This window comes from Pontibacter indicus, from assembly GCF_900156345.1.
GTDB classification, from domain to species: domain Bacteria; phylum Bacteroidota; class Bacteroidia; order Cytophagales; family Hymenobacteraceae; genus Pontibacter; species Pontibacter indicus.
Window position 1 is genome coordinate 349,497 of sequence record NZ_FTPP01000004.1, and the last position, 23,851, is coordinate 373,347.

General features: G+C 52.0%; 20 protein-coding genes. 15 read left to right on the forward strand and 5 right to left on the reverse strand.

Translation table 11 applies throughout. From position 1 onward, the window contains the following. Positions 1 to 57: 57 nt before the first annotated feature. Complete coding sequence (locus B0B12_RS18420) at positions 58 to 3,231, reverse strand: TonB-dependent receptor (RefSeq protein ID WP_076671933.1); 3,174 nt, start codon at positions 3,229 to 3,231, stop codon at positions 58 to 60. A 299-nt stretch (positions 3,232 to 3,530) separates the two neighbouring features. After that, complete coding sequence (locus tag B0B12_RS18425; protein ID WP_244554768.1) at positions 3,531 to 4,169, reverse strand: C40 family peptidase; 639 nt, start codon at positions 4,167 to 4,169, stop codon at positions 3,531 to 3,533. A gap of 72 nt (positions 4,170 to 4,241) precedes the next feature. Here B0B12_RS18425 and B0B12_RS18430 point away from each other — a divergent pair, with 72 nt between their 5' ends. After that, the gene (locus B0B12_RS18430; protein WP_076671935.1) at positions 4,242 to 5,645 is read left to right on the forward strand and encodes an FAD-binding oxidoreductase; all 1,404 of its coding nucleotides are present in this window, start codon (positions 4,242 to 4,244) and stop codon (positions 5,643 to 5,645) included. Positions 5,646 to 5,725: 80 nt separating this feature from the next. Here the strand turns inward: B0B12_RS18430 and B0B12_RS18435 are convergent, their stop codons facing one another. Together B0B12_RS18435 and B0B12_RS18440 are read right to left on the reverse strand one after the other, a co-directional pair. Further along, entirely contained in the window at positions 5,726 to 5,971 is a 246-nt protein-coding gene (locus tag B0B12_RS18435; protein ID WP_076671937.1) for a hypothetical protein, read from the reverse strand. Positions 5,972 to 5,984: 13 nt separating this feature from the next. Then, the gene (locus B0B12_RS18440; protein WP_076671938.1) at positions 5,985 to 6,884 is read right to left on the reverse strand and encodes an alpha/beta fold hydrolase; all 900 of its coding nucleotides are present in this window, start codon (positions 6,882 to 6,884) and stop codon (positions 5,985 to 5,987) included. 567 nt (positions 6,885 to 7,451) lie between these two features. On the opposite strand from B0B12_RS18440, the gene B0B12_RS18445 reads away from it, so the two are divergent. Together B0B12_RS18445 and B0B12_RS18450 are read left to right on the forward strand one after the other, a co-directional pair. Then, the gene (locus B0B12_RS18445) at positions 7,452 to 8,804 is read left to right on the forward strand and encodes a UDP-glucose dehydrogenase family protein (protein ID WP_076671940.1); all 1,353 of its coding nucleotides are present in this window, start codon (positions 7,452 to 7,454) and stop codon (positions 8,802 to 8,804) included. Between the two features lie 5 nt (positions 8,805 to 8,809). Further along, complete coding sequence (locus B0B12_RS18450; RefSeq protein WP_076671942.1) at positions 8,810 to 9,775, forward strand: UDP-glucuronic acid decarboxylase family protein; 966 nt, start codon at positions 8,810 to 8,812, stop codon at positions 9,773 to 9,775. 71 nt (positions 9,776 to 9,846) lie between these two features. Here B0B12_RS18450 and B0B12_RS18455 read toward each other — a convergent pair whose 3' ends face one another. Continuing rightward, a complete protein-coding gene (locus B0B12_RS18455; RefSeq protein ID WP_076671944.1) occupies positions 9,847 to 11,091 on the reverse strand; it encodes a tetratricopeptide repeat protein in 1,245 nt (414 codons plus the stop codon). Between the two features lie 110 nt (positions 11,092 to 11,201). On the opposite strand from B0B12_RS18455, the gene B0B12_RS18460 reads away from it, so the two are divergent. From B0B12_RS18460 to B0B12_RS18510, 12 genes are all read left to right on the forward strand, one after another. Continuing rightward, complete coding sequence (locus tag B0B12_RS18460; RefSeq protein ID WP_076671946.1) at positions 11,202 to 12,116, forward strand: M20/M25/M40 family metallo-hydrolase; 915 nt, start codon at positions 11,202 to 11,204, stop codon at positions 12,114 to 12,116. Between the two features lie 303 nt (positions 12,117 to 12,419). Continuing rightward, the gene (locus B0B12_RS18465) at positions 12,420 to 14,666 is read left to right on the forward strand and encodes a sodium-translocating pyrophosphatase (protein WP_076671948.1); all 2,247 of its coding nucleotides are present in this window, start codon (positions 12,420 to 12,422) and stop codon (positions 14,664 to 14,666) included. Between the two features lie 98 nt (positions 14,667 to 14,764). Next, positions 14,765 to 15,307: a hypoxanthine phosphoribosyltransferase gene (hpt, locus tag B0B12_RS18470; protein ID WP_076671950.1), complete on the forward strand. Its 543-nt coding sequence runs from the start codon at positions 14,765 to 14,767 to the stop codon at positions 15,305 to 15,307. Between the two features lie 115 nt (positions 15,308 to 15,422). Then, entirely contained in the window at positions 15,423 to 16,013 is a 591-nt protein-coding gene (locus tag B0B12_RS18475) for an adenylate kinase (RefSeq protein WP_076671952.1), read from the forward strand. 111 nt (positions 16,014 to 16,124) lie between these two features. After that, positions 16,125 to 17,117, forward strand: coding sequence for a GTPase ObgE (gene obgE / locus B0B12_RS18480; RefSeq protein ID WP_076671954.1), 993 nt, complete (start codon positions 16,125 to 16,127; stop codon positions 17,115 to 17,117). A 112-nt stretch (positions 17,118 to 17,229) separates the two neighbouring features. Then, entirely contained in the window at positions 17,230 to 17,352 is a 123-nt protein-coding gene (locus tag B0B12_RS20720; protein ID WP_280173758.1) for a hypothetical protein, read from the forward strand. Positions 17,353 to 17,957: 605 nt separating this feature from the next. Further along, positions 17,958 to 18,524, forward strand: coding sequence for a nucleotide exchange factor GrpE (locus B0B12_RS18485; protein WP_076671956.1), 567 nt, complete (start codon positions 17,958 to 17,960; stop codon positions 18,522 to 18,524). 3 nt (positions 18,525 to 18,527) lie between these two features. Continuing rightward, positions 18,528 to 19,676 carry a molecular chaperone DnaJ gene (gene dnaJ, locus B0B12_RS18490; RefSeq protein ID WP_076671958.1) on the forward strand — a complete coding sequence of 383 codons (1,149 nt, stop codon included), beginning with the start codon at positions 18,528 to 18,530 and terminating at the stop codon, positions 19,674 to 19,676. 334 nt (positions 19,677 to 20,010) lie between these two features. Continuing rightward, positions 20,011 to 20,922, forward strand: a complete 912-nt coding sequence (locus tag B0B12_RS18495) for an ABC transporter ATP-binding protein (RefSeq protein WP_076671960.1) — start codon at positions 20,011 to 20,013, stop codon at positions 20,920 to 20,922. Next, positions 20,915 to 22,249, forward strand: coding sequence for an ABC transporter permease (locus B0B12_RS18500; protein ID WP_076671962.1), 1,335 nt, complete (start codon positions 20,915 to 20,917; stop codon positions 22,247 to 22,249). Before B0B12_RS18495 ends, B0B12_RS18500 begins: the two co-directional genes overlap by 8 nt. A 92-nt stretch (positions 22,250 to 22,341) precedes the next feature. Beyond that, on the forward strand, positions 22,342 to 22,755 hold the full coding sequence (locus B0B12_RS18505) for a hypothetical protein (RefSeq protein WP_076671964.1): 414 nt from the start codon (positions 22,342 to 22,344) through the stop codon (positions 22,753 to 22,755). Continuing rightward, positions 22,752 to 23,639 carry a ChaN family lipoprotein gene (locus B0B12_RS18510; protein ID WP_076671966.1) on the forward strand — a complete coding sequence of 296 codons (888 nt, stop codon included), beginning with the start codon at positions 22,752 to 22,754 and terminating at the stop codon, positions 23,637 to 23,639. The genes B0B12_RS18505 and B0B12_RS18510 overlap by 4 nt, the downstream gene beginning before the upstream one ends. The last annotated feature ends 212 nt before the right edge of the window (positions 23,640 to 23,851 follow it).

Genomic DNA, 23,851 nt, shown 5'->3' on the forward strand with positions numbered 1-23,851 from the left:
GCTGCACAGCTCGGCCTTTCTTTTTGGCAATCAGTTAAAATAGGACGCTGTTTACCTCTAATTGAAAAGGTATCGGATGCCAAACTGGGCTCTCCAGCGCGACGGGAAGTCATTCACAAAATAAGGGTCGCCGTCGGTCAGGCCGCGTCCGGTATAGTTGAAGCGCGGCGTTGTGGTGCCAGCCTCGTAGCCTACAAAGTCAATGGCCTGAAACGCGTTGAAAGTTGCCGTGTACTGGCGGCCCCAGTCTTTGTTAAGCAGATTCGTGAAATTGAAGACGTCGAAAGTCAGTTGCAGCCGGTGCACGTTGTCGCCCTGTCCTATACCTATATCCTGCATCAGGCGCAGGTCGATCTGGTTCGTCCAGGGTAGTCTGTCCCCGTTGCGCTCAGCATACTGGCCGCGTCTGCCACTCAGGTAATCGTTGCCGCTTATAAAGTTGTCCAGCGCCTGCCATTGCTGCTCAGCCGAAACAACGGTGCCATCCCGATCGGTGTAAGGCACCAAGTTTATCTCCGAGGCATCACGCGGAATGTAGATCAGGTCGTTCGTCCTGCCAGCATCATTGTTAACGTCCCCGTTATAAATATAGGAGAGCGGTATGCCCGATTGCCCATTGTAGAAAGCGGAGATGGTCGTACCAGCGATGCCCAGCCAGCGCAAGTTATACGTCAGGCCAGCCACTACCCTCGACCGCACATCATTGTCCGCAAACGCCTCCTTCACGTTATTGAGGCCCTCTACCTGGTTCACGTTGATCCAGTTAGACCGTGCCTGGCTAGAGTTACCGGGATTCACGTCCTTGGCTCTGGAATAGGTATAGGCGAGCGAACCCGACAAGCCATTCTCCACATATGTCTTCTGTAGCTGGCCTGTCAGGCTATAGCCAAAGCCCCGGCTGGTGTTGGTCAGGTAGATGATGTCCTGGAAATTGTTGCCCTGTATGCGGCCGAATACGGGCCGGTTATCAGCCCCCGCCAAGGTGCCGGTCTGTTCCAGGTTCAGGTTCTGGTAATAGATGTTGTTCAGGTTTTTAGAATAGATACCTTCCAGGGTCGCCACCAGGTCAAAGGGAAGGCGCTGGTCAATGGCCGCATTCACTCGGAACAGCTGTGGGAATTTAAAGTCGGGATCTGTGATGTTGATCTCAGCTGTTCTGTCCGACAGGCCCACTGTGGTGGCAGTAGGCTGGGTATTAGGGTCCGCGTTGAAACGGATCTGCTCCAGAATTGGGCCCGAGGTGAGTGACAAGCTGCCAAGCAATTGGCCTGTATTGGTATACTGGTTGGCGATCCACACGAACGGTGCCCTGCCCGTAAAGATACCCGCACCGCCACGCACCTGCGTATTGCCATCGTCCATCACGTCCCAGTTTATACCTAGTCTGGGCGACACCATGAACTGCGCGCCAGGTGTCTTATCGGTAGCCAGGCCCCTGCTTCTAAAAGCTTCATTGAACTCCTGGTTTGCAGCTGGCTCCTCGTTGAAAGTCGGGATATCCAGGCGTATACCTGCTGTCAGCTTCAGGTTATTCAGCACCGCATATTCGTCCTGGGCGTAGAAGCCAAGCTGAAAGGCCGAAAACTCGGCTCCCTGCTGGCGGATGTCTGTGCGGGAATAATTGCGGAAGAAAGCACCCGGCGCTGTCTCAGCTGGTGTGCCAATCGCCTCAAACGCCTCCAAGGAGTTATATTCATAGGCGCCAAACTCCTGCCGGATGAAGAGGTTGAACGTTTTGTAGAACTCGTTGTGCGTACCCAGCGTGATCGTGTGCTTGCCCAGGTATAGGTTGAAGTTGTCGGTAATGGTGAGCACATCCTGGTCGAGCTGGTTCTGGCCGGAGAAAGGCTCGCCGCCCAGTGCAATGGTGCGGCCGCCTGACAAACGAACCAGCACGCTTGGGAATGGGGCGCCGATGATGTCGCGGTCGTCACGCACCGCTGTAAAACCGATAATGGCCTCGTTGGCATATTTACCGCCAAACTGACTGCGCAGCTGCAGCACGCTGGAGTTGGTCGTGCTGGGGAAGTACTCGGCGTTGTTGGAGAAGCGCAGCGCGTTTGGGGTTCTGGAGTTGTCGATGTTCTCGCCATACACGTAGCTGTGGCGCAGGGTGAGCTGGTGGTTGTCGGTGATGTTCCAGTCGAGTCGGGCGAAAATCTTATCGCTTCGGGTTTCATCGTCTATACCTCTGAAACTACCCGGGTCGTAGCCCAAGCGGTTGGCAACATTCAGCACGCGGGTTGCCTCGTCTACTGTGATGTTGGAGCCTGAAGTGCCCGGTTCGAAGAGGAGCGGGGCCACCCGTTTGGTTTTCTCGCCATTCACAAAGAAGAACAGCTTGTCTTTGATAATCGGGCCGCCAATGCGCAGGCCTGTCTGGTAGTCGGTAAAGTCCGGCAACCTGGTGCGCGCATCATCTGGGCTCTTGCCCACCAGCCGCTCGTTGTTGCCAAAGTAATAGGCCGAGCCGGAGAACTGGTTTGTTCCGCTGCGCGTGATGGCATTGATGCCGCCTCCCGTGAAGCCGCTTTGCCGCACATCGAAAGGCGCGATCACGACCTGGATCGCCTCAATGGCATCGAGCGAAATGGGTTGCACGCCGGTCTGGCCGCCGTTGGTGCCGCTTGCCGAGAGGCCGAACACGTCGTTGTTCACGGTGCCGTCTATCGAGAAGTTGTTGAAGCGGTTGTTCTGTCCGGCAAACGATATACCGGACCCGGATGTAGTGGCCTGTGGGGTGATACGGGTAAAGTCGTTGAGGCTTCGGCTGATGGTGGGTAGGGACTCCAACTGCTCCGTGGACACGTTGGTGGCAGCGCCCGTACGATCCGAGTTGATCACTTTGTCCTGTGTCGCCGTGATCTGCACTTCGCCCAGGGTGGTGGTGCTTTCTGAAATGGTAAGGTCCAGTCGGTAATTCTGGCCAAGCGCGAGGCTTATGTTCTCTACCAGTTGCTCCTGGTAGCCTACATAAGAGGTGCGTACGGTGTAGGGCCCACCTACACGCATGTTCTGGATATTGTAGCGCCCCTCTGCATTTGTGGCGGCTACATACTGTGTGTTGGTCGGGTTATGAACCGCAATAACCGTTGCACCCGGCAGTGGGGAGCCGCTCTGGTCCTGCACCACACCGTTCATGGCCGCGGTGGTCGTGCCCTGTGCCCATACCAGGTGACCGCTCAGCAGCAAAAGGAAGGTTATAAGTAACTTCGTGTAAATAGTCCTCATAATACTTATAAGCTAAGTTGAAAAAATATAACTGCTTATAAGTACGTATATATGAGTATTTTATCTCTTTTTTGAAGTTAAATTTTATACCCTGTCGAACAGGGTGTATACCTCCAATGAAGTAGTGGCTGCTGGCTGGGCGTAGGTATAGCTACTGTAAATTATACAATGGTGTAGCAGGTATAGTTTTGTCTATACCTCAGTACAGGTATAGACAGAGACGGCTCACATGAAATTATGCCCATGACCTCCAGTTTTCCTTAGAAATTTGCAGCGAAATGCTCCTTGTATAGTGCGAATTACTCATCAAAAGGCCGCACTGCCTTGAGGAAGATCTTTTGCCAGTAATCGGAGTGGAGGTTGTTTTCGATAACGCCCAGGGTAGTGGAGGCGTGGATGAATTTGACCTCGCTATCATTGATCACTTCCGTTACCATACCCACGTGTGTGATCTCCCGGCTATACTTGTTAGCCCCGAAAAACACGAGGTCACCTTCTTTCAGTTCTCTTGGTTTCACGGTTTTGCCAAAGCGGCTCTGCTCTTCCGATGTACGTGGCAGGGTCACGTTGATGCTTTGGAAAGAGGTGCAAAGCAGGCCGGAGCAGTCCATACCTACGCGCGTAGTGCCGCCCCATTTATAAGGAGTACCGGTAAAGGAGCGGGCCGTCTGTATAACGGTGGCCACGTTCTCGTCGAGGCGACGGGCGTTGGGAACGTTGGTGCGACTGGTGCGGTCTTTCGAGGCTACCTTGCCTTTGCCGCCGCTCCGGCCGGCCATTCGGGCTTGTTTACGGGCCTGTCGCTTCTCCTCCGCTATTTCCCGCGCCGACTTATACGTCTCGCCACGCTTGCTAAAGGTAGGCCTCGCGGACTGACAGGAAGCCATCAGCCCGATGAAAAAGATAAACAATAGGTAATTGGTAAATGATGTTCTCAAAGCGTAACTTGGTAAGTAATGGCTAAAATTTTTCAGGGCTTGCTAAATTAAGCATAAGCTATTTAATATAAAATGAATTTTAACAAGATAACCCCCGATCTGGTAGAAGCTTTTGCTGCCATTGTCGGGCCGGAGCACCTGGTACTGCCTGCTGACCAGGAAGGTATGGTGCGCTATACCCACGACGAGACGGAGGACCTGCGCTACCTGCCGGAAGTGGTGCTCCGACCTAAGAACGCCGAAGAAATAAGCCGTATTATGCGGCTATGCCACGAAAACGCTATACCTGTCACTCCGCGAGGAGCCGGTACCGGACTAAGTGGCGGCGCGCTGGCAGTGCACGGGGGTGTAGTGCTGTCCATGGAGCGGCTCAATGCCATTATTTCGATTGACGAGCGCAACCTGCAGGCCACGGTGGAGCCGGGCGTTATTACACAGGTATTTCAAGAGGCTGTGATCTCCCGCGGACTTTTTTACCCGCCCGACCCCTCCAGCCGGGGCAGTTGCCAGTTAGGCGGCAATTTGAGCGAATCTTCAGGCGGGCCCAGGGCAGTGAAGTACGGCGTCACCAAAGACTATGTGCTGAATCTGGAGGTGGTGCTGCCAACTGGCGAGATCACCTGGACCGGGGCCAACGTGCTTAAAAACGCCACAGGGTATAACCTGACACAGCTGATGGTCGGAAGTGAGGGCACCTTGGGTATCATCACCAAAATTGTGTTCCGGCTTATTCCTTACCCGACCCAGAACCTGGTGTTGCTGGTGCCTTTCCGGAAAGAAGAGGAGGCCGCCGCTGCCGTCTCTAAGATCTTCACGGCAGGTATAGTGCCTTCCGCGCTGGAGTTTATGGAGCGCGAAGCCATTGAGTGGACCTGCCGCTACCTGGGTCTGGAGGTGCCCATGGCAGCCGACGAACGCGCCCACCTGCTTATTGAGCTCGACGGCAACGACATGGACCTTCTCTACAAAGATGCAGAGCGGGTGTACGAAGTGCTGGAAACTTTTGACGTGGGTGATATACTGGTGGCTGACACCAAAAAACAAAAAGAAGACCTCTGGCGCCTGCGCCGTAGTGTGGGCCATGCCGTGAAGAGTAATTCCGTTTACAAAGAAGAGGACACTGTCGTGCCCCGGGCCGAACTGCCTGTGCTGTTGCGAGGGGTTAAGGAAATAGGGGAAAGGTATAAGTTCAAGTCAGTTTGCTACGGTCACGCCGGCGACGGTAACCTGCACATCAACATCGTAAAGGGCGACATGTCGGACGATGACTGGCAAAATAAACTGCCCGAAGGTATAAAGGAAATCTTCCGCTTATGCGTTTCACTGGGAGGCACTATTTCCGGCGAGCACGGCATCGGGCTGGTGCAGCGGCCTTATATAGGTATAGCGCTGAGCAATGTGCAACTCCGGCTGATGCAGGGTATAAAGCAGCTCTTCGATCCGAAAGGTATACTGAACCCAGGGAAAATCTTTTAGAAAAAGAAAGCGGCAGTCCAGTGATGGCTGCCGCTCTTTATAAGTATAAGACCAAGGTATACCTTGGCTCAAGGTATAGATCAGGCTTTACGGTCATGGTCCGGCTTTTTGTCTGCCAATGCTTCGTCTAACTGCCGCAGGGTATCCCAGGACTGGAGTAGGTGGCGAGGTGACTCGCGCAGCTCAGGTTTAGCATTTTCATGTGGCTCGCCCTTCGGCTGACCAGTGCGCATGTTGTGCAGTTCGCTCTGGGCTTGGTTGTTTTGCTCTGTCGCCTGGTGACTGCGAAACAGGGCTTCGTTTAGGTTTTTATCGGGTTCTGTCATAGTCGCTTTTGTTTTAGGTGTTGTGCAATGCTTTTTCCTTCTTTTTGTCTTCTTCTTTTATAAAGTTACTAACGTACTGGGCTACCTCATCGGCATGCTCTTCCATTAGAAAATGGCCACTGTCCTCAAAATGCAGCACATAGCACTCGTGGAAAAATTTTTTCCAGCGCTGCAAGGCCTCAATTCTGACAAGTTTATCGCGCTCACCCCATAATATAAGGGTCGGGATATCCTGAATCTTTTTACGCTCTTTCCAAAGTTCGTCATACCACTTGCTAACACCCACCAGCTCTCGGGCGAAGGCAAGCGAGCTGACCGTCTCGTCAGGGCCGCCCAGTCCGAGCGTGTACTGATCCTTCAGCTTTTCAGGCATGTTGCTTTCCTGCCCAAACAGTTCGTGCACCAGTTGATTCGTAGTGAGGTTGAGCTTGGAGTGCAAAAACTTGCCCAGAGGGCCGATGAGGTATTTGCTGGCTTTTGAAAATATCTGATGATTGGATAAGGACCAGGTCCAGGTATTAAGCATCACGATGCTGCGGATATTTTCGGGATACTTGATGGCATAGGCCAAACCGATTGGCGCGCCAAAATCATGCACCAGCAGAGTAATATTGGTCAGGCCAAGGTGTGCCATCAGTTGCTCAAAGTTGGCGGCGTGGGCTCTTGGCTTGTAACTCCAGTCCCTGGGCTTGTCTGACAGGCCAAAGCCGATCAGGTCCAAGGCTATGCAGCGGTATTTCTTGCTCAGGAGCTTGATCAGGTTGCGGTACGCGAATGACCAGGAAGGGGTGCCATGGATCATCACGATCGGGTGCCCTTCCCCTTCATCGATGTAATGCATCTTGCCGGCTTCTAATTCCAGGAATTTGGATTCGAAGGGATATTCGTTTGTGTCCAGCCAGTCTGGTTTCATAGGTAACTCAGGGTGTTAACTTCCCTTATCTATACTTGAGACGGGTTCTGAGGTTGTAGCGAAAAGTGAAAAGATGCCCTGTGCTATCAAATTAGCGGAAATACAGCTGTGTCATGGATAGGCATAAAAGCGGGTGCCACAGCAACACAGGCTGTCGGGTCAGAAAAAAAGGTGTATCGATTTATTTTAATTTCTGAGGACATACCGCAACTCTTTTGTGCTGAACAAAGTAAGACAAGTCGCCGGTTCGCGGCATTTTGAAGGATAGGCACTGCTATGAAATCAGTTCATGGAGCAGCCAGGCGGCTAGTACAAAATGGCCAGATTCAAATCCTTCTTAAAAAAATGTTTAATTTTGACTTTTTAACAGCGTATGTTTCATGGGAAACATCCTGGTGCATCCATTTACACTTTTATTGCTAACAGGGCTTTTGCTGCTCTAAATCTCACGCATTAGAAAGAGATAATGGCGAAGAACAGTAGCCAAAGCATACGATAAATTTACTGGGATTGCACACTGATTATTCTGAAAAAACTAAATTTGTACTTCATTAATAACATTTACCTATGAGAATAGCTGTAGTTGGCACCGGTTACGTGGGGCTGGTGACGGGCACCTGCTTTGCCGAGGTGGGCATCGACGTGACCTGTATTGACATTGACCAGAAGAAGATAGACAACCTCAAACAGGGCATCCTGCCCATCTACGAGCCGGGTCTGGAGGAGATGGTGCTCCGAAACGCCCAGAAGGAGCGTCTTTCCTTCTCCACCAATCTTGCCGAGAGCGTGCAGGGCTGCCAGGTGGCCTTCATCGCCGTGGGCACGCCTCCGGGCGAGGACGGCTCGGCCGACCTGAAGTACGTGCTGGCCGTGGCCCGCGAGATTGGCCACTCCATGACCGACTACCTGGTGGTGGTGACCAAGAGCACCGTGCCGGTGGGCACGGCCGCCAAGGTGCGCCGCGCTATCCAAGAGGAGCTCGAGGCCCGCGGCGAGCAGATCGCCTTCGACGTGGCCTCCAACCCCGAGTTTTTGAAGGAGGGCGCCGCCATCGACGACTTCCTCAAGCCTGACCGCATCGTGGTGGGCGTGGACTCCGAGCGCGCCGAGAAGGTGATGACCAAGCTCTACAAGCCGTTTCTGATGAACGGCCACCCGCTCATCTTCATGGACATCCCCTCTGCCGAGATGACCAAGTACGCGGCCAACGCCATGCTGGCCACCAAGATTAGTTTCATGAACGACATTGCCAACCTGTGCGAGATCATGGGTGCCGACGTGAACATGGTGCGCAAGGGCATCGGCTCGGACGCCCGCATCGGCAACAAGTTCATCTACCCGGGCATCGGCTACGGCGGCTCGTGCTTCCCCAAGGACGTGAAGGCCCTGATCAAGACAGCCTCCGAGAACGGCTACTCTATGGAGGTGCTCAAGTCGGTGGAGACAGTGAACGAAAAGCAGAAGTCGGTGCTCTTCAACAAGGTGAGCAGTTACTTCGGGGGTGATCTGGCAGGCAAGACCTTCGCCGTGTGGGGCCTTTCGTTTAAGCCGAAAACCGACGACATGCGCGAGGCGCCGTCGCTGGTGATCATCGAAAAGCTGTTGGAGCGGGGCGCCAAGGTGAAGGCCTACGACCCGGTGGCCATGAAGGAGGCCAGCCACACGCTCGGCGACCGCATCGAGTACGGCAAGGACGAGTACGAGACCCTGATCGACGCCGACGCCCTGCTGCTGGTGACCGAGTGGCCTGAGTTCCGCTCCCCGAACTTCGCCGTGGTGAGCAAGCTGATGAAGGAGAAGGTGGTCTTCGACGGCCGCAACATCTACGACTGCAAGGAGATGGAGGAGAAGGGCTTCACCTACTTCGGCATCGGCGTCAAGCAGGCCAAAGTGACACAACAGACTAAGGAGACAGTATAGATATAATGGCCAGAAAAAGAGTATTGGTAACAGGCGGAGCCGGATTCCTCGGCTCCCACCTGTGCGACAGATTCATAGCCGAGGGTTTCCACGTGATCGCGATGGACAACCTGATCACCGGCAACCTCGAGAACATCGAGCACCTTTTCAAGCTGGAGCAGTTTGAGTTCTACCACCACGACGTGTCCAAGTTCGTGCACGTGCCGGGTGAGTTGGACTACATCCTGCACTTCGCCTCGCCGGCCAGCCCGATCGACTACCTCAAGATACCGATCCAGACGCTGAAAGTAGGCTCGCTGGGCACGCACAACCTGCTCGGTTTGGCAAAGACCAAGGGCGCGCGCATGCTGATCGCCTCCACCTCGGAGGTATACGGCGATCCGCTGGTGCACCCGCAGAGCGAGGACTACTGGGGCAATGTGAATCCGGTGGGGCCGCGCGGCTGCTACGACGAGGCCAAGCGCTTCCAGGAGGCCATGACCATGGCCTACCACATGCACCACGGGCTGGAGACGCGCATCGTACGCATCTTCAACACCTACGGTCCGCGCATGCGACTGGACGACGGCCGTGTGCTGCCTGCCTTCCTAAGCCAGGCGCTCCGCGGCGAGCCATTGAGTATCTTCGGCGATGGTAGCCAGACGCGCTCATTCTGCTACGTAGACGACCTGGTGGAGGGCATTTACCGCCTGCTGCTGAGCGACTATCACATGCCGGTTAACATCGGTAACCCGTCCGAGATCACCATCCGCCAGTTTGCCGAGGAGATCTGCAAACTGACTGGCGTGGAGCTCAACATCGAGTACCAGCCCTTGCCGACCGACGACCCGCAGAAGCGCCAGCCGGACATTACGCTGGCCAAGGAAGTGCTGGGCTGGGAGCCGAAGGTGGACCGTGCCGAAGGACTGCAGCGCACACTTGAGTACTTCAAGCAAAAAGTGAAGGTGCCAGCTGAGCGTATGATGAATTAGGCATTAAGTCAACTATAAAACAAAAGCCCTGACAGATTTCTGTCAGGGCTTTTGTTTTAGGTTCAGCAAGCTTATATTTTCTTGTGTGACTTCATGAAGTCTTTCGCCTCTTTGTTAGCCGCGTGCTTTTTGTCAGTAGCTTCCAGCACAATACCATAGTAACGTTTCGCTGTCTTCAGTTCGCGCTCCTGCTTGGCAATGCGGGCGAGGTTCAGGTATGAGTTGACAAAATAGCCAGAGTCGCGCTCGTTGCTCATTTCAGCAAATGTAATTGAGTTCTGGTAATAGGCTTTGGCCTTCTGGAAGTCGCGATACTTGTTCTGGTTGATGTAGGCCAGAATGTAGGAGGCATAGCGTCCGCTGACGGCTTCGTAGCCTGGCATGCGCCGGTCGAGCTTGCTTAGAATATCGAGGCACACCCGCTCAGCCATTGTAAAGTGGCCCTGCACAAAAAGCGCACGCGCGTAAAACCGTTGGAAATAGGCGTTGTTCGGGTATTTTTCCACCAGTCCCTTCACCAGATCGAGCGCAGCTTCCATGTTTCCCTCTTCGTTGGCATAAATCTTCATGAGGAAAAATTTTGCCTCTGTACCGGTATAGAAACCATTGTTGGCCACGTAACGCAACTGCTTTATACCTAGGCGTTTGTCGCCGCTCGGGAAAAAGGCCAGCACCGGGCGCAGCATTTTGTAGTTTTCGTGAATCCAGATGGAGTAGTAGTTGAAGAGGGCCTCACCAAACAGGAACTCTGGGCTTAGGCCATTACCGGCTTTGGCTTTCTCGAGGTACTCCAGTGACCGCTTGCTGGCAATAGTTGCCTTGCGCCAGTTGCTGCGCTCAGAATGCAGTCGACCGGCAAAACCGTTGGCGGCCGATAAGAAGAAAGCGGCCTCGTAGTCTTTTTCGTTGGCATCGTATAGCTTTTCAGCTTTCATGATAGTAGAGTCCATGTAAGCGAAAAAGACGTCGTCGTACTCCAGTGTCTGAATATTGGTAGGCACGATCTTCCACCATTGGCTGAGGCCCATCAGGAAATAAGGCAGCGGGTGGTTAGGATAGCGTCGGCGTAGAGATTTGAATTGTTTTTCGGCCAGCTCGTACTTAAAGTTGTACATGTTGTCCACAGCACCCTCCAGTTCGTACTGGATGTCTTTGTCCATGAGCAGCATGCCTTTTATATTGCCAGCTGCCGGAATCACCTCCACTGATTGTATCGTCACTTCTCTGATAGCCGTGTCGGACTGCGCCTTGGAACCTTGCCCGAAAGCGAAGTTAGTCAGCATGATACCGAGAAAAGCAAGTACAATCTTTTTCATAGGTTAAAAGAATAGTCCGGGGTGTCGTGCAAATAGGCTCTAATCTGATGAACAGGTACTAAAAGTACAACAATTATATTAATTTTGAATTGATACAAAAGAAATATTGCATGAAACTTCTGAAACAGCTCTGCAGCATACACGCACCGTCCGGCAACGAAAAAAAGCTAACTGATTTTCTGCTTAACTACATTGAAGAACAGAAAGTTCAGTGGAAACAACAACCTGTTGTAGTTTATGGAGAGGGTTTTCAGGATTGCATTTTGTTAATATTCGGGAAACCCAGAACGGCCATTTTTGCCCACATCGATTCAATTGGTTTTACGGTGCGCTACGGCAGGCAGCTGGTGAGAATCGGCGGGCCCGACCTGGAAACCGGCTATACGCTGGTTGGGGAGGACTCGCAGGGAAAAATCGAGTGCACGCTTAAGTTTGATGAAGAGGAACACGAGATCAGCTACAGTTACGAGCGCGAGATAGAAAGGGGAACAGAGCTTGTGTTTAAGTGCGATTTGCGGGAAACCGAGGAAACAGTGCAATCCTGCTACCTGGACAACCGGCTGGGTGTATGGAGCGCATTGAAAGTAGCGGAGACACTGGAAAACGGCATCATTGCATTCAGCAGTTGGGAAGAACATGGTGGCGGTTCGGTAGCCTACCTATCCAAATACATTTCAGAGCGTTACGGGGTGCACCAGGCGCTCATCTCCGATATTACCTGGGTAACGGAGGGCGTAAGGCCGGGAGAGGGTGTTGTGATCTCGATGCGCGACAGCCTGATCCCTCGTCGGTCCTATGTTGAGAGGATCATAGGTATAGCCAAGGCCTCCGGCATACCTTATCAGCTGGAAGTGGAAGGAGCAGGGGGCAGCGATGCCAAGGAACTGCAGCACGGCCCCTACCCGTGGGACTGGTGCTTTGTCGGCGCTCCCGAAGACAATGTGCACAGCCCGAATGAGATTGTGCACAAGAAGGACATTGAGAGCATGGTCGCGCTTTATCGGGAGTTGATGGAAAAGTTGTGATCGGGATGAATGAATAATATAAAAGACTGCCAGGTATAGGCAGTCTTTTTGTTTGTATTAATAATAGAAATATGGCTACGAATGCAGTAAGAAATCCAGCCTAAGCCTATTCCAGAAGGTACAACCAAACTGTAACCGAGGTAACCGGCTCAACCGGCTAAGGTATAGCGCTATACATCTTGGCCTGGCTTTGGAGCTTCGAAACTAAATATTTGGAAAAGTCAAACGAATAGCCTTTCTTTAATAGCTCTATATAGCAATTTCAGAATCTCAACTCTTTTCTACAAAACTAACTCTTATTGAATGGAACCTATTCTCTACGCAATTCCTGGATTTGGTCTGGCGGCCCTCATTTATACCTTTATAAGGTCGGCCTGGGTAACGAAACAAGCAGCAGGTAACGAACGCATGACCGAAATCGCCCGTCACATTGCGGACGGCGCCATGGCCTTCCTAAAGGCAGAATACAAAGTGCTCTTCTACTTCGTGATCATCGCCAGTATATTTCTCTTTTACCTGGGCTACACCGGCGAGAAGTCGCATTGGACGATTGTGCTGGCCTTTATCATGGGCGCTCTCTTTTCGGCTATAGCGGGCTTTATTGGTATGCGCATTGCCACCAAGGCCAACGTGCGCACAGCAGAAGCCGCCCGTTCCAGCTTGTCGCGTGCGCTTAGCGTATCTTTTGCCGGCGGATCGGTAATGGGCATGGGCGTAGCCGGTCTGGCAGTGCTGGGATTGGGATCGCTCTTTATCGTGCTCTACTACTTCTTTGTGCAGAGCGTGAATGGCAACGTGAACGGCCACGAAATGGAAGTGGCGCTCGAAGTGCTCACCGGTTTCTCGCTGGGTGCTGAAAGTATTGCCCTTTTTGCGCGTGTGGGCGGCGGTATCTATACCAAGGCGGCCGACGTGGGGGCTGACTTGGTAGGTAAAGTAGAGGCAGGTATACCGGAGGACGATCCGCGCAACCCCGCTACCATTGCCGACAACGTAGGCGATAACGTGGGCGACGTGGCAGGTATGGGAGCTGACCTTTTCGGGTCTTATGTAGCGACTATTCTGGCTACCATGGTGCTGGGCCGCGAAGTGGTTTCGGAGGATAATTTTGGTGGCATGGCCCCGATCATTTTACCGATGTTCATTGCCGGACTGGGTATTATCTTCTCACTGGTGGGTATGGCATTCATCCGGGTGAAGGAAGGTGGCGACGTGCAGGGTGCCCTCAACCTGGGTAACTGGATTTCTGTGGCCCTGACCGCGGTTGGTGCTTATTTCGCCATCCATTGGATGCTGCCTGAGAACATGAACCTGCGTAACTTCGAATTCACCTCCAATGGCGTGTTCATCGCCGTGATCGTGGGTCTGGTAGTGGGTACTTTGATGAGTATCATCACGGAATACTACACGGCCATGGGTAAAAAGCCCGTGAACTCCATTGTACAACAATCTTCTACAGGACACGCCACCAACATCATCGCCGGTCTGGCGGTGGGCATGCACTCCACCGTGTTGCCGATCATTGTGCTGGCGGCTGGCATTGTGTTGTCCTACGCTTCTGCTGGTCTTTATGGTGTGGCCATTGCAGCTGCCGGTATGATGGCCACCACTGCCATGCAGCTGGCCATCGACGCTTTCGGCCCGATTGCCGACAACGCCGGAGGTATAGCCGAGATGAGCGAATTGCCGAAAGAAGTGCGCGGACGTACTGATATCCTGGATGCAGTAGGTAACACCACCGCTGCTACCGGTAAAGGTTTTGCCATTGCCTCTGCCGCACTTACCTCCCTTGCGCTATTTGCCGCTTTCGTAGGTATAGCCGGCATTGAATCCATTGACCTGTACAAAGCGCCAGTATTGGCTGGTCTGTTCATCGGCGCCATGATTCCGTTTATCTTCTCTGCCCTAGCCATTTCGGCAGTAGGCCGTGCGGCCATGGCCATGGTGCACGAAGTGCGCCGTCAGTTCCGCGAAATTCCGGGCATTATGGAAGGCACCGGTCAGCCGGAGTACGAAAAATGCGTGGCTATCTCCACAAAGGCAGCTATCCGCGAAATGATGCTGCCGGGCGCTATCGCCCTGATCGTGCCTGTAGTAGTGGGCTTCGGCTTCAGAGATGTGTTTTCGGACACTCCTTCTGCCGAAATTCTGGGTGGTCTGCTAGCCGGTGTAACCGTGTCGGGTGTGTTGATGGCGATGTTCCAGTCCAACGCCGGTGGCGCCTGGGACAATGCCAAAAAATCGTTTGAGAAGGGCGTGGAGATCAATGGCAAGGTAGAGTACAAAGGCTCTGATGCGCACAAGGCCTCTGTGACCGGCGATACCGTGGGTGACCCCTTCAAAGACACATCCGGTCCTTCCATGAACATCCTGATCAAGCTGATGTCGATTGTATCGCTGGTAATTGCGCCGCACATTGCCACAGAACGCACCCCGGCTATACCTGAAGAGCCGAACCTGAACATGGAAATACAGCAGGAGGCTCCGGCTACCGGGCAAATGATCAACCCTGAAAATACAGTTGTGGTGACTGCGCTGACAGCCAGATAAGCAACACAAAACCTGCAAGTAGAAATAAGCCCTTCCTTTCGGTTGGGCTTATTTTTTATTATCCTTACCTTTGTTTACCAATAAGACCGATACGCTATATGGAGCCCCGTACCATCACGATTCACGATTGTGACTTCAGTACCTACATCTACGAAGAAGAAATCATCGCCCGCATCGTGATGCTGGCAGAGCAGATCGAACAGGACTACGCCGGCAAAAATCCTCTTTTCCTGGCTGTGTTGAACGGATCTTTCATGTTCACAGCCGACCTGATGAAGCGCATCAGCATACCTTGCGAGATCTCCTTCATCCGCATGTCGTCTTACCAGGACATGCACAGCACTGGCCAGGTAAAAGAAGTGCTGGGCCTGACCGAGAACATTGAAGGGCGCGATGTGCTGATCATCGAGGACATCGTGGACACGGGTCATACAGTGAACGCACTCCTGAAGCAGCTACGTGAAAAAGACCCTGCTTCTATCGAGATCGTCACCTTGCTGATGAAGCCCGAGTGCCTGCAGCACCAGCTGGAAGTGAAGTATGTGGCCAAGTCTATACCGAACGATTTTGTGGTAGGCTACGGGCTCGACTACAATGGGCTGGGGCGCAACCTACGCGATATTTACAAGATCGTATCCTGATAATTTTGGTCTACCTAAGGTGAAAGTGACCGCCCAGGATTTGACGCTGCTCAAAAATTATTGAACGATACATCGATTTTATACTTAAATTTGTTTTTTATCATAAATCATAGATATGCTCAACATCGTTTTGTTTGGCCCTCCCGGTGCTGGAAAAGGTACGCAAAGCCAAAAGCTGATAGACAAGTATAACCTGATACACCTGTCGACGGGTGATTTGCTGCGCTCGGAGATTGCCGCCGGCACTGAACTCGGAATGAAAGCTAAGTCGCTGATGGACAACGGTCTGTTGGTGCCAGACGAAGTGGTGATCGGCATGATCGCAAACAAAGTGAAAGAGAACAACCATGCAGGGGGCTTTATCTTCGACGGATTTCCACGCACAGTGCCGCAAGCGCAGGGCCTGGACAAACTGCTGATGGACCTGGGTACGGAGATTTCCTGCATGATCGCCCTGAAAGTGGACGATGAAGAGCTGACCAAGCGCCTGTTGCTGCGCGGGCAGACATCTGGCCGCCCAGATGACCAGAACGAAGAGCTGATTCGCAAGCGCGTGGTAGAGTACAATACCAAAACCACCCCGGTGGCTGATTACTACGCCGGACAGAACAAGTACTGCGCAGTGGACGGAATCGGTGAGATCGAGGAAATCTTCCACAATATCTGCGAGCACATCGACAACCTGAAAGAGAAGCAGAAGAAATAGCTTTCCGAACGGTTTTTCAACGATTGACTATAAGAGGTATAAGCAGGTCGGAACTCAAACGCTCCGCACTCGCTTATACCTTATAATTTATACCTAATAGCATTATCTACATTGGCCCAATCCAACTTCATTGATTACGTAAAAATCTGTTCCCGCTCCGGACACGGCGGCGCTGGCTCAGCGCACCTGCACCGCGATAAACGCACGGCCATGGGTGGTCCCGACGGAGGCGACGGGGGCAGGGGAGGCCATATTATCCTGCGCGGCAATGCCCAGTTGTGGACGTTGCTGCACCTGCAGTACCGCAAGCACGTGATTGCCGAAAACGGCCAGAACGGCGGCCCAAGCCACTCAACGGGTGCGCAGGGTAAAGACGATGTGCTGGAAGTGCCGCTGGGAACGATTGCCCGAAACGCTGAAACAGGCGAGTTCATGTGTGAGATCACGGAAGACGGGCAAGAAATTATCCTAACGCCAGGCGGCCGTGGTGGACTGGGCAATGCGCACTTTAAGTCACCTACCAACCAAACGCCCAGGTATGCACAGCCAGGCGAGCCAGGTATAGAGGAGTGGGTGATTCTGGAACTGAAACTGCTGGCCGATGTTGGTCTGGTGGGTTTCCCGAATGCCGGTAAGTCTACTTTGCTGTCGGTGGTGTCAGCGGCCAAGCCAAAAATCGCCAACTATGCCTTCACTACGCTGGAGCCAAACCTGGGTGTAGTAGCCTACCGCGACTACAGGTCTTTTGTAATGGCTGATATTCCAGGTATCATCGAAGGTGCCTCGGAAGGAAAAGGCCTTGGACTGCGCTTCCTGCGCCACATTGAGCGTAACTCCATGCTGCTGTTCATGATCTCATGCGACAGCCCCGATATTGCGGAAGAATACAAGATCTTGGTAAACGAGCTGGAGACTTACAATCCGGAGCTGCTCGACAAGAAACGCATATTGGCGATTACGAAAACCGATATGATCGACGATGAGCTGGAGGCTGAAATGCGCGAGACATTGCCGAAAGATATTCCGACTGTGTTTATCTCAAGCATGACGCAGAAGAACATTACGCAATTGAAAGACATGATCTGGTCTGCCCTCAACTCATAGTTGCAGTAGCCAGTTTAGAATATACATCGGTAGTGGCTGCAAGGCTTGCTACCGATTTTTTTTGAAGCACTAGCCGGGTGCTGATTTATAAAATTGTTGATCTGGTGTTGTATTGAGGGGGAAGCTCAATAGCGCGAGCGTCCACGCTCGTATCTGGTATAGAGGGGCCCTCTGGCCTAGTGGCAGGTATACCTATACCTATACCTATACCTATACCTATACCTTGCTGATGTAGCAGTGTTGTAGGTATAGTAACCTATGTTGTTTCATTGCTTCGCCTGTGCGGCGGGCACCTACTTTTTTTCTTGATAAAAAAGTAGGCAAAAAAATCAAGACGCTCCAAACTCGCTGAACACTCTTTATAGGGGGACCCCTTCACCCCCAACAGTGGAGCGTCATTTGGTGCACCTGGCACGGCTACTTGATTCATTGCTCAAGTGCAAGTTAGTCTTCTCCTATACCTGCCAGTGTTTGTTTGCTGCAGACCTATACCTTAAGTGTGGTAGTTGCAGAAATTCCCCTTACAGAAACTATTGGGCTTATACCTTTGAAGGATTAGTAGAAGAAATTCCCTTCTGGTGGAAGGGGGCCTGGATGAAGAGAGGGGGCAGGGGTGTGTCAATCGTGCACAGGAATCCTGTGAGTCCGTGGGGGTAGGGGCCCTCTTAAATCCTGAGGATCCTGACTCAGACAATTTTAAGGTATGGAAGGTGAAAATCATTCATTCACTCAACCACTCATTCACTAAATCACCAAAGTGCCACATTGGCACGAAATGATAATTGGCAAGACAATTGAAAAGACAAAATAGACCTATCAACCTATAATTCTTAAGGCATTATGTCAGAGAAAGATATCAAGAAAGAGCAGGAAAACGCAGAACTACAGGATAACACTGCCAATACGGAAGAAACGAACGGGCAGGAGCATGCCGAAGAGACGGCAGTAGAAACTGGCTCCGAAACCCAGGCTGAGGCCGAACTGGCAGAGATGAAAGACAAATACATCCGCCTGATGGCCGAGTTTGAGAACTTCAGACGCCGCACGAACAAAGAGCGCCTGGACTTGCTGAAAACAGCCAACGAAGAACTGATGAGCGATCTGTTGCCTGTGATGGACGATATGGAACGTGCCCATCAGTCGATGGAAGCAACTAAAGAGGTGGATGCTTTGTTGCAGGGCCTGGAGCTCGTGTTTCATAAGCTGAAGCACGTGACCCAACTCAAAGGCCTGAAGCCGATTGAGGTGAAAGCGGGCGATGCGTTTGATAGTGATTTCCATGAAGGCGTAACGCAAATCCCGGCTCCGTCAGAGGATTTGAAAGGCAAAATAGTAGACGTGATCGAGAAGGGCTATACCTTGAATGAAAAGGTGATTCGCTTCGCGAAAGTTATAATAGGAGCTTAATCAATGGCTAAGAGAGATTATTACGAGGTATTAGGAGTAAGCAAGGGAGCAAGTCCGGAGGAGATCAAGAAGGCTTACCGTAAGCTCGCCATTAAGTATCATCCCGACAAGAACCCCGACGACCACACGGCCGAGGAGAAGTTTAAGGAGGCGGCTGAGGCCTACGAAGTGCTGAGCGACCAGCAGAAGCGCCAGCGCTACGACCAGTTTGGCCACCAGGGCATGAACGGCGGCTTTGGCGGCGGTGGCGGCATGAACATGGAGGACATTTTCTCCCAGTTCGGCGACATCTTCGGTGGTGGCGGTGGCGGTTTCGAGAGCTTCTTTGGCGGTAGCAGCCGTCAGGGTGGCCGACGTACCCGCAAAGGCAGCAACCTGCGCATCAAGCTCAAACTCAACCTCGAGGAAATAGCCAACGGCGTTGAGAAGAAGATAAAAGTAAAACGCTACGTGGCCTGCAACACCTGCGGTGGCAACGGCGCCAAAAACGGTACTGACATGCAGATCTGTGGCTCTTGCCAGGGCTCGGGCCAGGTACGTAAGGTGGTGAATACCATGCTGGGCCAGATGGTGAGCACAGCAACCTGCCCTACCTGTAATGGTGAAGGCCGCATCGTGACCAAAAACTGCGAAGCCTGCCACGGTAGTGGTCGCGAACTGCAGGAAGAAGTGATCACGATCAATGTGCCGGCTGGCGTTATGGACGGCATGCAGCTATCCATGAGCGGCAAAGGCAACGTGCCGGAGCGTGGCGGTGTGCCGGGCGATTTGCTTATCCAGATTGAAGAAGAAGAGCACCCAAGCCTGAAGCGCGACGGCAACAACGTGATTTTTGATCAGTACATCAGCTTTATCGATGCTGCCCTCGGTGCCGACATTGAAGTACCGACGATTACGGGCCGTGTGAAGATCACGATCAAGCCGGGTACGCAAAGTGGCGAGATTTTCCGACTTCGCGGCAAAGGTGTGAAAGACATCAACGGCTATGGCAAAGGCGATCAGCTGATCCACATCAACGTATGGACGCCGAAGTCTTTGAGTAGCGATGAGCGTGCGATGCTGGAGCGCCTGCGGGCATCAGACAACTTTGCGCCGCACCCGGGCAAGAGCGACAAAGGCTTCTTTGAGAAAGTGAAAGACTATTTCCAGTAAGCTTATCGCTTTTAGGTATGACAAAAGCCTGCCTTTTCGAAAGAGAAGGCAGGCTTTTGTTTTAAAGCTCATTATCAAACTATCTGTCCCGCAAGTTTGAGCGAAGCGGTAACTTGCGGGATGGCAGGGGCTTTTGTCCTTTATCAAAATTTCCTTTGTCATCAATGCAGTACCTTTCAACTTAGCTAATGGGCAGCTGTCCTAAACAACCTGATGCACGTACTTGGTATAGCCTATACCTGCGTTCGTCGATTTAGTATAGTGCTTTATTGATATTACTTGTCACTAAGCCCTAAAAAGGCTATTTTTGAACATACCAAAAGGTTTATAAGCATTGAGCATTCTTAAAATAGATGGCGTCACCAAACGGTACGCAAACCATACCGCCCTCGACAATGTCAGCTTCGACATCCCAACAGGCTGCATTTTCGGCCTGCTGGGGCCAAACGGAGCTGGCAAAACGTCCCTTATCCGCATCATCACCCAGATAACCGGCGCCGACTCTGGCGAAATTTACTTCAAAGGCGAGAGACTGCGCCCGTCGCACATCAAGGACATGGGTTACCTGCCCGAGGAGCGCGGACTGTATAAGAAAATGAAGGTAGGGGAGCAGTTGCTATACCTTGCCCAGCTCAAAGGCCTGACCCGTGACGAAGCCGTGGCCCGCATAAAAGAGTGGGTGGCCCGTTTCGAGATAAAGGAGTGGATGAACAAAAACATAGAGGACCTTTCGAAAGGGATGCAGCAGAAAGTGCAGTTTATGGCCACGGTCATGCATGAGCCTTCCTTGATCATCCTTGATGAGCCTTTCTCCGGTTTCGACCCGATCAATGCGAACCTGATCAAAGACGAGATCCTGCGCCTGCGCGACAACGGTGCCACCATCATTTTCTCGACGCACCGTATGGAGTCGGTGGAGGAACTTTGCGACAACATCGCGCTCATCAACCGCTCCCGCAAAGTGCTCGACGGTCCGGTGCGCGAAATAAAAGACACCTACAAGACGGATACTTACCAGGTGATCGGAAACGGGCACCTGATGATCACGTCGCCGGATTTTGAGGTACTGGAGCAGCATGAAAACCATGGTGTGTTCCGCGCTTCCATTCGTTTGCTCAATGGCACCTCGCCGAACGATCTGCTACGCTACCTGATCCAGCGCGTGGAGGTACACTCTTTTGTGGAGCTGGTGCCGAGTATCAATGACATATTCATCCGAAAAGTAAAAGAAACCTACCATGCATAAGATCTGGCTCATCATACAACGCGAATACCTGACACGCGTGCGGAAGAAAAGCTTCATCATCATGACCTTCCTGACCCCGTTGTTGCTGGCCGCCTTCATGGTGATACCTGCCTGGCTGGCTACCGTCTCCGATAGCGAGGATGTGGTGATGGTGCTGGACGAGAGCGGTGTTTTTGCCGACAAGCTCGAAAGTAAAGAGGACCTGAAAATCATACCCATAGCCGCCGGTTCGCTGGAACAGGCCAAGACGGCTTACCAGGAAACCGACTATACCGCCTTGCTGCACATCCCGCAGCTCGACCTGGAAAAACCGGAGGGTGTACGTCTTTACTCCAAGAAGAACATCAGCCTACAGGTGAAGTTCAGGCTGGAGAATATGCTGGAAAAGGAGATTGAGAGCCAGCGATTTATGGCCTCAGGTATAGACCGCGACATGCTCAACAAAATGAAGGCCAACATCACTATGACGACCGTGAACCTGAGCGAGAGCGGTGAGCGCGACAGCAACGTGTGGGTGACCTCTGGTGCGGGCATCATTGGGGCAGTGATCATTTATTTCTTCATTTTCCTGTATGGCGTGCAGATCATGCGTGGCGTGATCGAGGAAAAGACCAACCGCATTGTGGAGGTGATGATCTCCTCAGTGAAGCCTTTTCAGTTGATGATGGGCAAGATTGTAGGTATAGCCGGCGTGGGCCTGACGCAGTTTTTGCTCTGGGTGGTGCTGTCGGCCATTGTGGTAGGCGGCGTGCAGGCAGCTTTCGACATTAAACCAGCGCCTACGCCAATTGAGCAGATGCAGGCAGGCCGTGACTTGGCTACTGGCGAAGAGCCGGAGCAGACAGAAGAAACGAGCCAGGCCGATACATTGTCGGAGGTGAGCAGCGCCATTTCTAACCTGAATTTCCCGCTACTGCTGGGCTGTTTCCTGTTCTACTTTTTGGGCGGTTACCTGCTGTATGGCTCGCTTTTCGGGGCTATTGGCGCCGCCGTAGACAACGAAACTGACACGCAGCAGTTCATGTTCCCGATCACGATCCCGCTGATCATCTCCTTCATCATGTCCTACACGGTGGTGATACAAAATCCGGATGGACCTGTGGCGTTCTGGATGTCGATCATCCCGTTCACCTCGCCGATCGTGATGATGGTGCGCATTCCGTTCGGCGTGCCTGTCAGTGAGCTCCTACTCTCGATGGGACTCCTTATCCTGGGCTTCATCTTCACTACCTGGATCGCCTCCAGAATTTACCGCGTAGGTATACTTATGTACGGCAAGAAGATCAACTACAAAGAACTGTCGAAGTGGTTGTTTTACAGGGTATAGCCTGACAAGGTATAGGTATAAATTTAGGATAGCTGGTTCTCCGGAGCCAGCTATTTTTTTGTAACTTGATAGGAGAAATTGAATACTTGTAAATGAAAACCTTCAAACATAGCTTTTGCGATCCTTTCAAACCCAACGTTATAGAACTAGGCGATGTAGAGAGTCAGGAAATAATCAGCAGATTCGAGCAAATACCTTGGGACGAAATTATATCCAAAATGGGGAAGGCCAAGGATTCGGATATACATTATTCCCCTTCCTTAGAATTTGAAGATAAAGCTACAAAACATGGGATAACCATTAGTGGAGTGGGATCTACAAGACTTGAAGAATTCTATGTGTTTTACAAAAGACCCAAGAGAGTAAAGAAATTCTTTGGGCTTATAGAAAGTGATAACCCTGACTATCTTACTGATGTGACAGGTCAGACAAAACAAGAGGTGGTCGAAGTCTTGAATGCACTCATTAATGGAAGGTATGATTACTTAGACAGTAAAATAAAATGAAAGCAAATTTACTTCTCACACTCCTGCTGCTTATGTTCACCACAGGTATAGCTACTGCTACTGACAAAGACAAACCCGCCTATGTGCTCTACAACAGCAAGGGCAAGCAGGTAAGGTATAGCAAGATGTTGGAGGAGCTGCAGAAAGCCGATGTGGTGCTGTTTGGCGAGCAGCACAACGATCCGATTGCCCATTGGATGCAACTGGAAGTAGCCAAAGACCTGCACAAGGTACACCAACAGAACTTCACGATAGGTGCTGAGATGTTTGAGGCTGATGTGCAACTGGTGCTGGATGAATACCTGTCGGGGCAGGTGGCCGAGAATAACTTTGAGCAGGAGTCGCGGCCATGGAACAATTATAAAACTGACTACCGGCCGGTGGTGCGCTTTGCCAAAGAGGCGGCTATACCTTTCATCGCGACTAACGTGCCGCGCCGCTACGCCGCCATGGTAGCTGCCGGAAGTTTGAAAGCACTGGAAAACGTATCGGCTGACGCAAAACGCTTTATTGCCCCGCTGCCTGTACAGGTGGACATGAATTTGCCAGCGTATAAGAACATGCTGGCCATGTTCGGCGGCAGTACCCACGGCAATACCAAGAGCGAGAACATCGTGCAGGCCCAAGCCCTGAAAGATGCCACCATGGCGCATTTTATAATGCAGCGAGTAAACAGCGGCAAAAAAATGCTGCACCTGAACGGTGCCTACCACTCCGATAATTTTGAGGGGATTGGTTGGTACCTGAAGCAGGGCAATCCACAAATTAAAACGCTCACCATTACCACTGTGCTGCAGGATGACCTAGACAAGCTGACCGAAGAGAACAAGCAGAAAGCAGACTTTATTCTAGTAGTGCCGGCAAGTATGACGAGGACTTATTAAAACCATTCTATGCTGATAGCTACGTTTTCCTGGATGTTTTTTCTGTCAGTAGCCTTTGCAGGCATTTGCCTTGTAGGTTTTCAATATGCTAAGACTGTAAGGGAAAAGTATCAGTTAGGCAAACTAACGGTATGGATGGGAACATTGTGTTTTATTCTCTTAAGTTCTCTGTTCATATACTCTTCGAGCCTTGCTATTTGGCGCTATTACCC

Coding starts and splice junctions, on each gene's coding strand:
- B0B12_RS18420 (WP_076671933.1), bottom strand. CDS start 3,231: ATGAGGACTATTTACACGAAGTTACTTATAACCTTCCTTTTGCTGCTG.
- B0B12_RS18430 (WP_076671935.1), top strand. CDS start 4,242: ATGAATTTTAACAAGATAACCCCCGATCTGGTAGAAGCTTTTGCTGCC.
- B0B12_RS18435 (WP_076671937.1), bottom strand. CDS start 5,971: ATGACAGAACCCGATAAAAACCTAAACGAAGCCCTGTTTCGCAGTCAC.
- B0B12_RS18440 (WP_076671938.1), bottom strand. CDS start 6,884: ATGAAACCAGACTGGCTGGACACAAACGAATATCCCTTCGAATCCAAA.
- B0B12_RS18445 (WP_076671940.1), top strand. CDS start 7,452: ATGAGAATAGCTGTAGTTGGCACCGGTTACGTGGGGCTGGTGACGGGC.
- B0B12_RS18450 (WP_076671942.1), top strand. CDS start 8,810: ATGGCCAGAAAAAGAGTATTGGTAACAGGCGGAGCCGGATTCCTCGGC.
- B0B12_RS18455 (WP_076671944.1), bottom strand. CDS start 11,091: ATGAAAAAGATTGTACTTGCTTTTCTCGGTATCATGCTGACTAACTTC.
- B0B12_RS18460 (WP_076671946.1), top strand. CDS start 11,202: ATGAAACTTCTGAAACAGCTCTGCAGCATACACGCACCGTCCGGCAAC.
- B0B12_RS18465 (WP_076671948.1), top strand. CDS start 12,420: ATGGAACCTATTCTCTACGCAATTCCTGGATTTGGTCTGGCGGCCCTC.
- hpt (WP_076671950.1), top strand. CDS start 14,765: ATGGAGCCCCGTACCATCACGATTCACGATTGTGACTTCAGTACCTAC.
- B0B12_RS18475 (WP_076671952.1), top strand. CDS start 15,423: ATGCTCAACATCGTTTTGTTTGGCCCTCCCGGTGCTGGAAAAGGTACG.
- B0B12_RS18485 (WP_076671956.1), top strand. CDS start 17,958: ATGTCAGAGAAAGATATCAAGAAAGAGCAGGAAAACGCAGAACTACAG.
- dnaJ (WP_076671958.1), top strand. CDS start 18,528: ATGGCTAAGAGAGATTATTACGAGGTATTAGGAGTAAGCAAGGGAGCA.
- B0B12_RS18500 (WP_076671962.1), top strand. CDS start 20,915: ATGCATAAGATCTGGCTCATCATACAACGCGAATACCTGACACGCGTG.
- B0B12_RS18505 (WP_076671964.1), top strand. CDS start 22,342: ATGAAAACCTTCAAACATAGCTTTTGCGATCCTTTCAAACCCAACGTT.
- B0B12_RS18510 (WP_076671966.1), top strand. CDS start 22,752: ATGAAAGCAAATTTACTTCTCACACTCCTGCTGCTTATGTTCACCACA.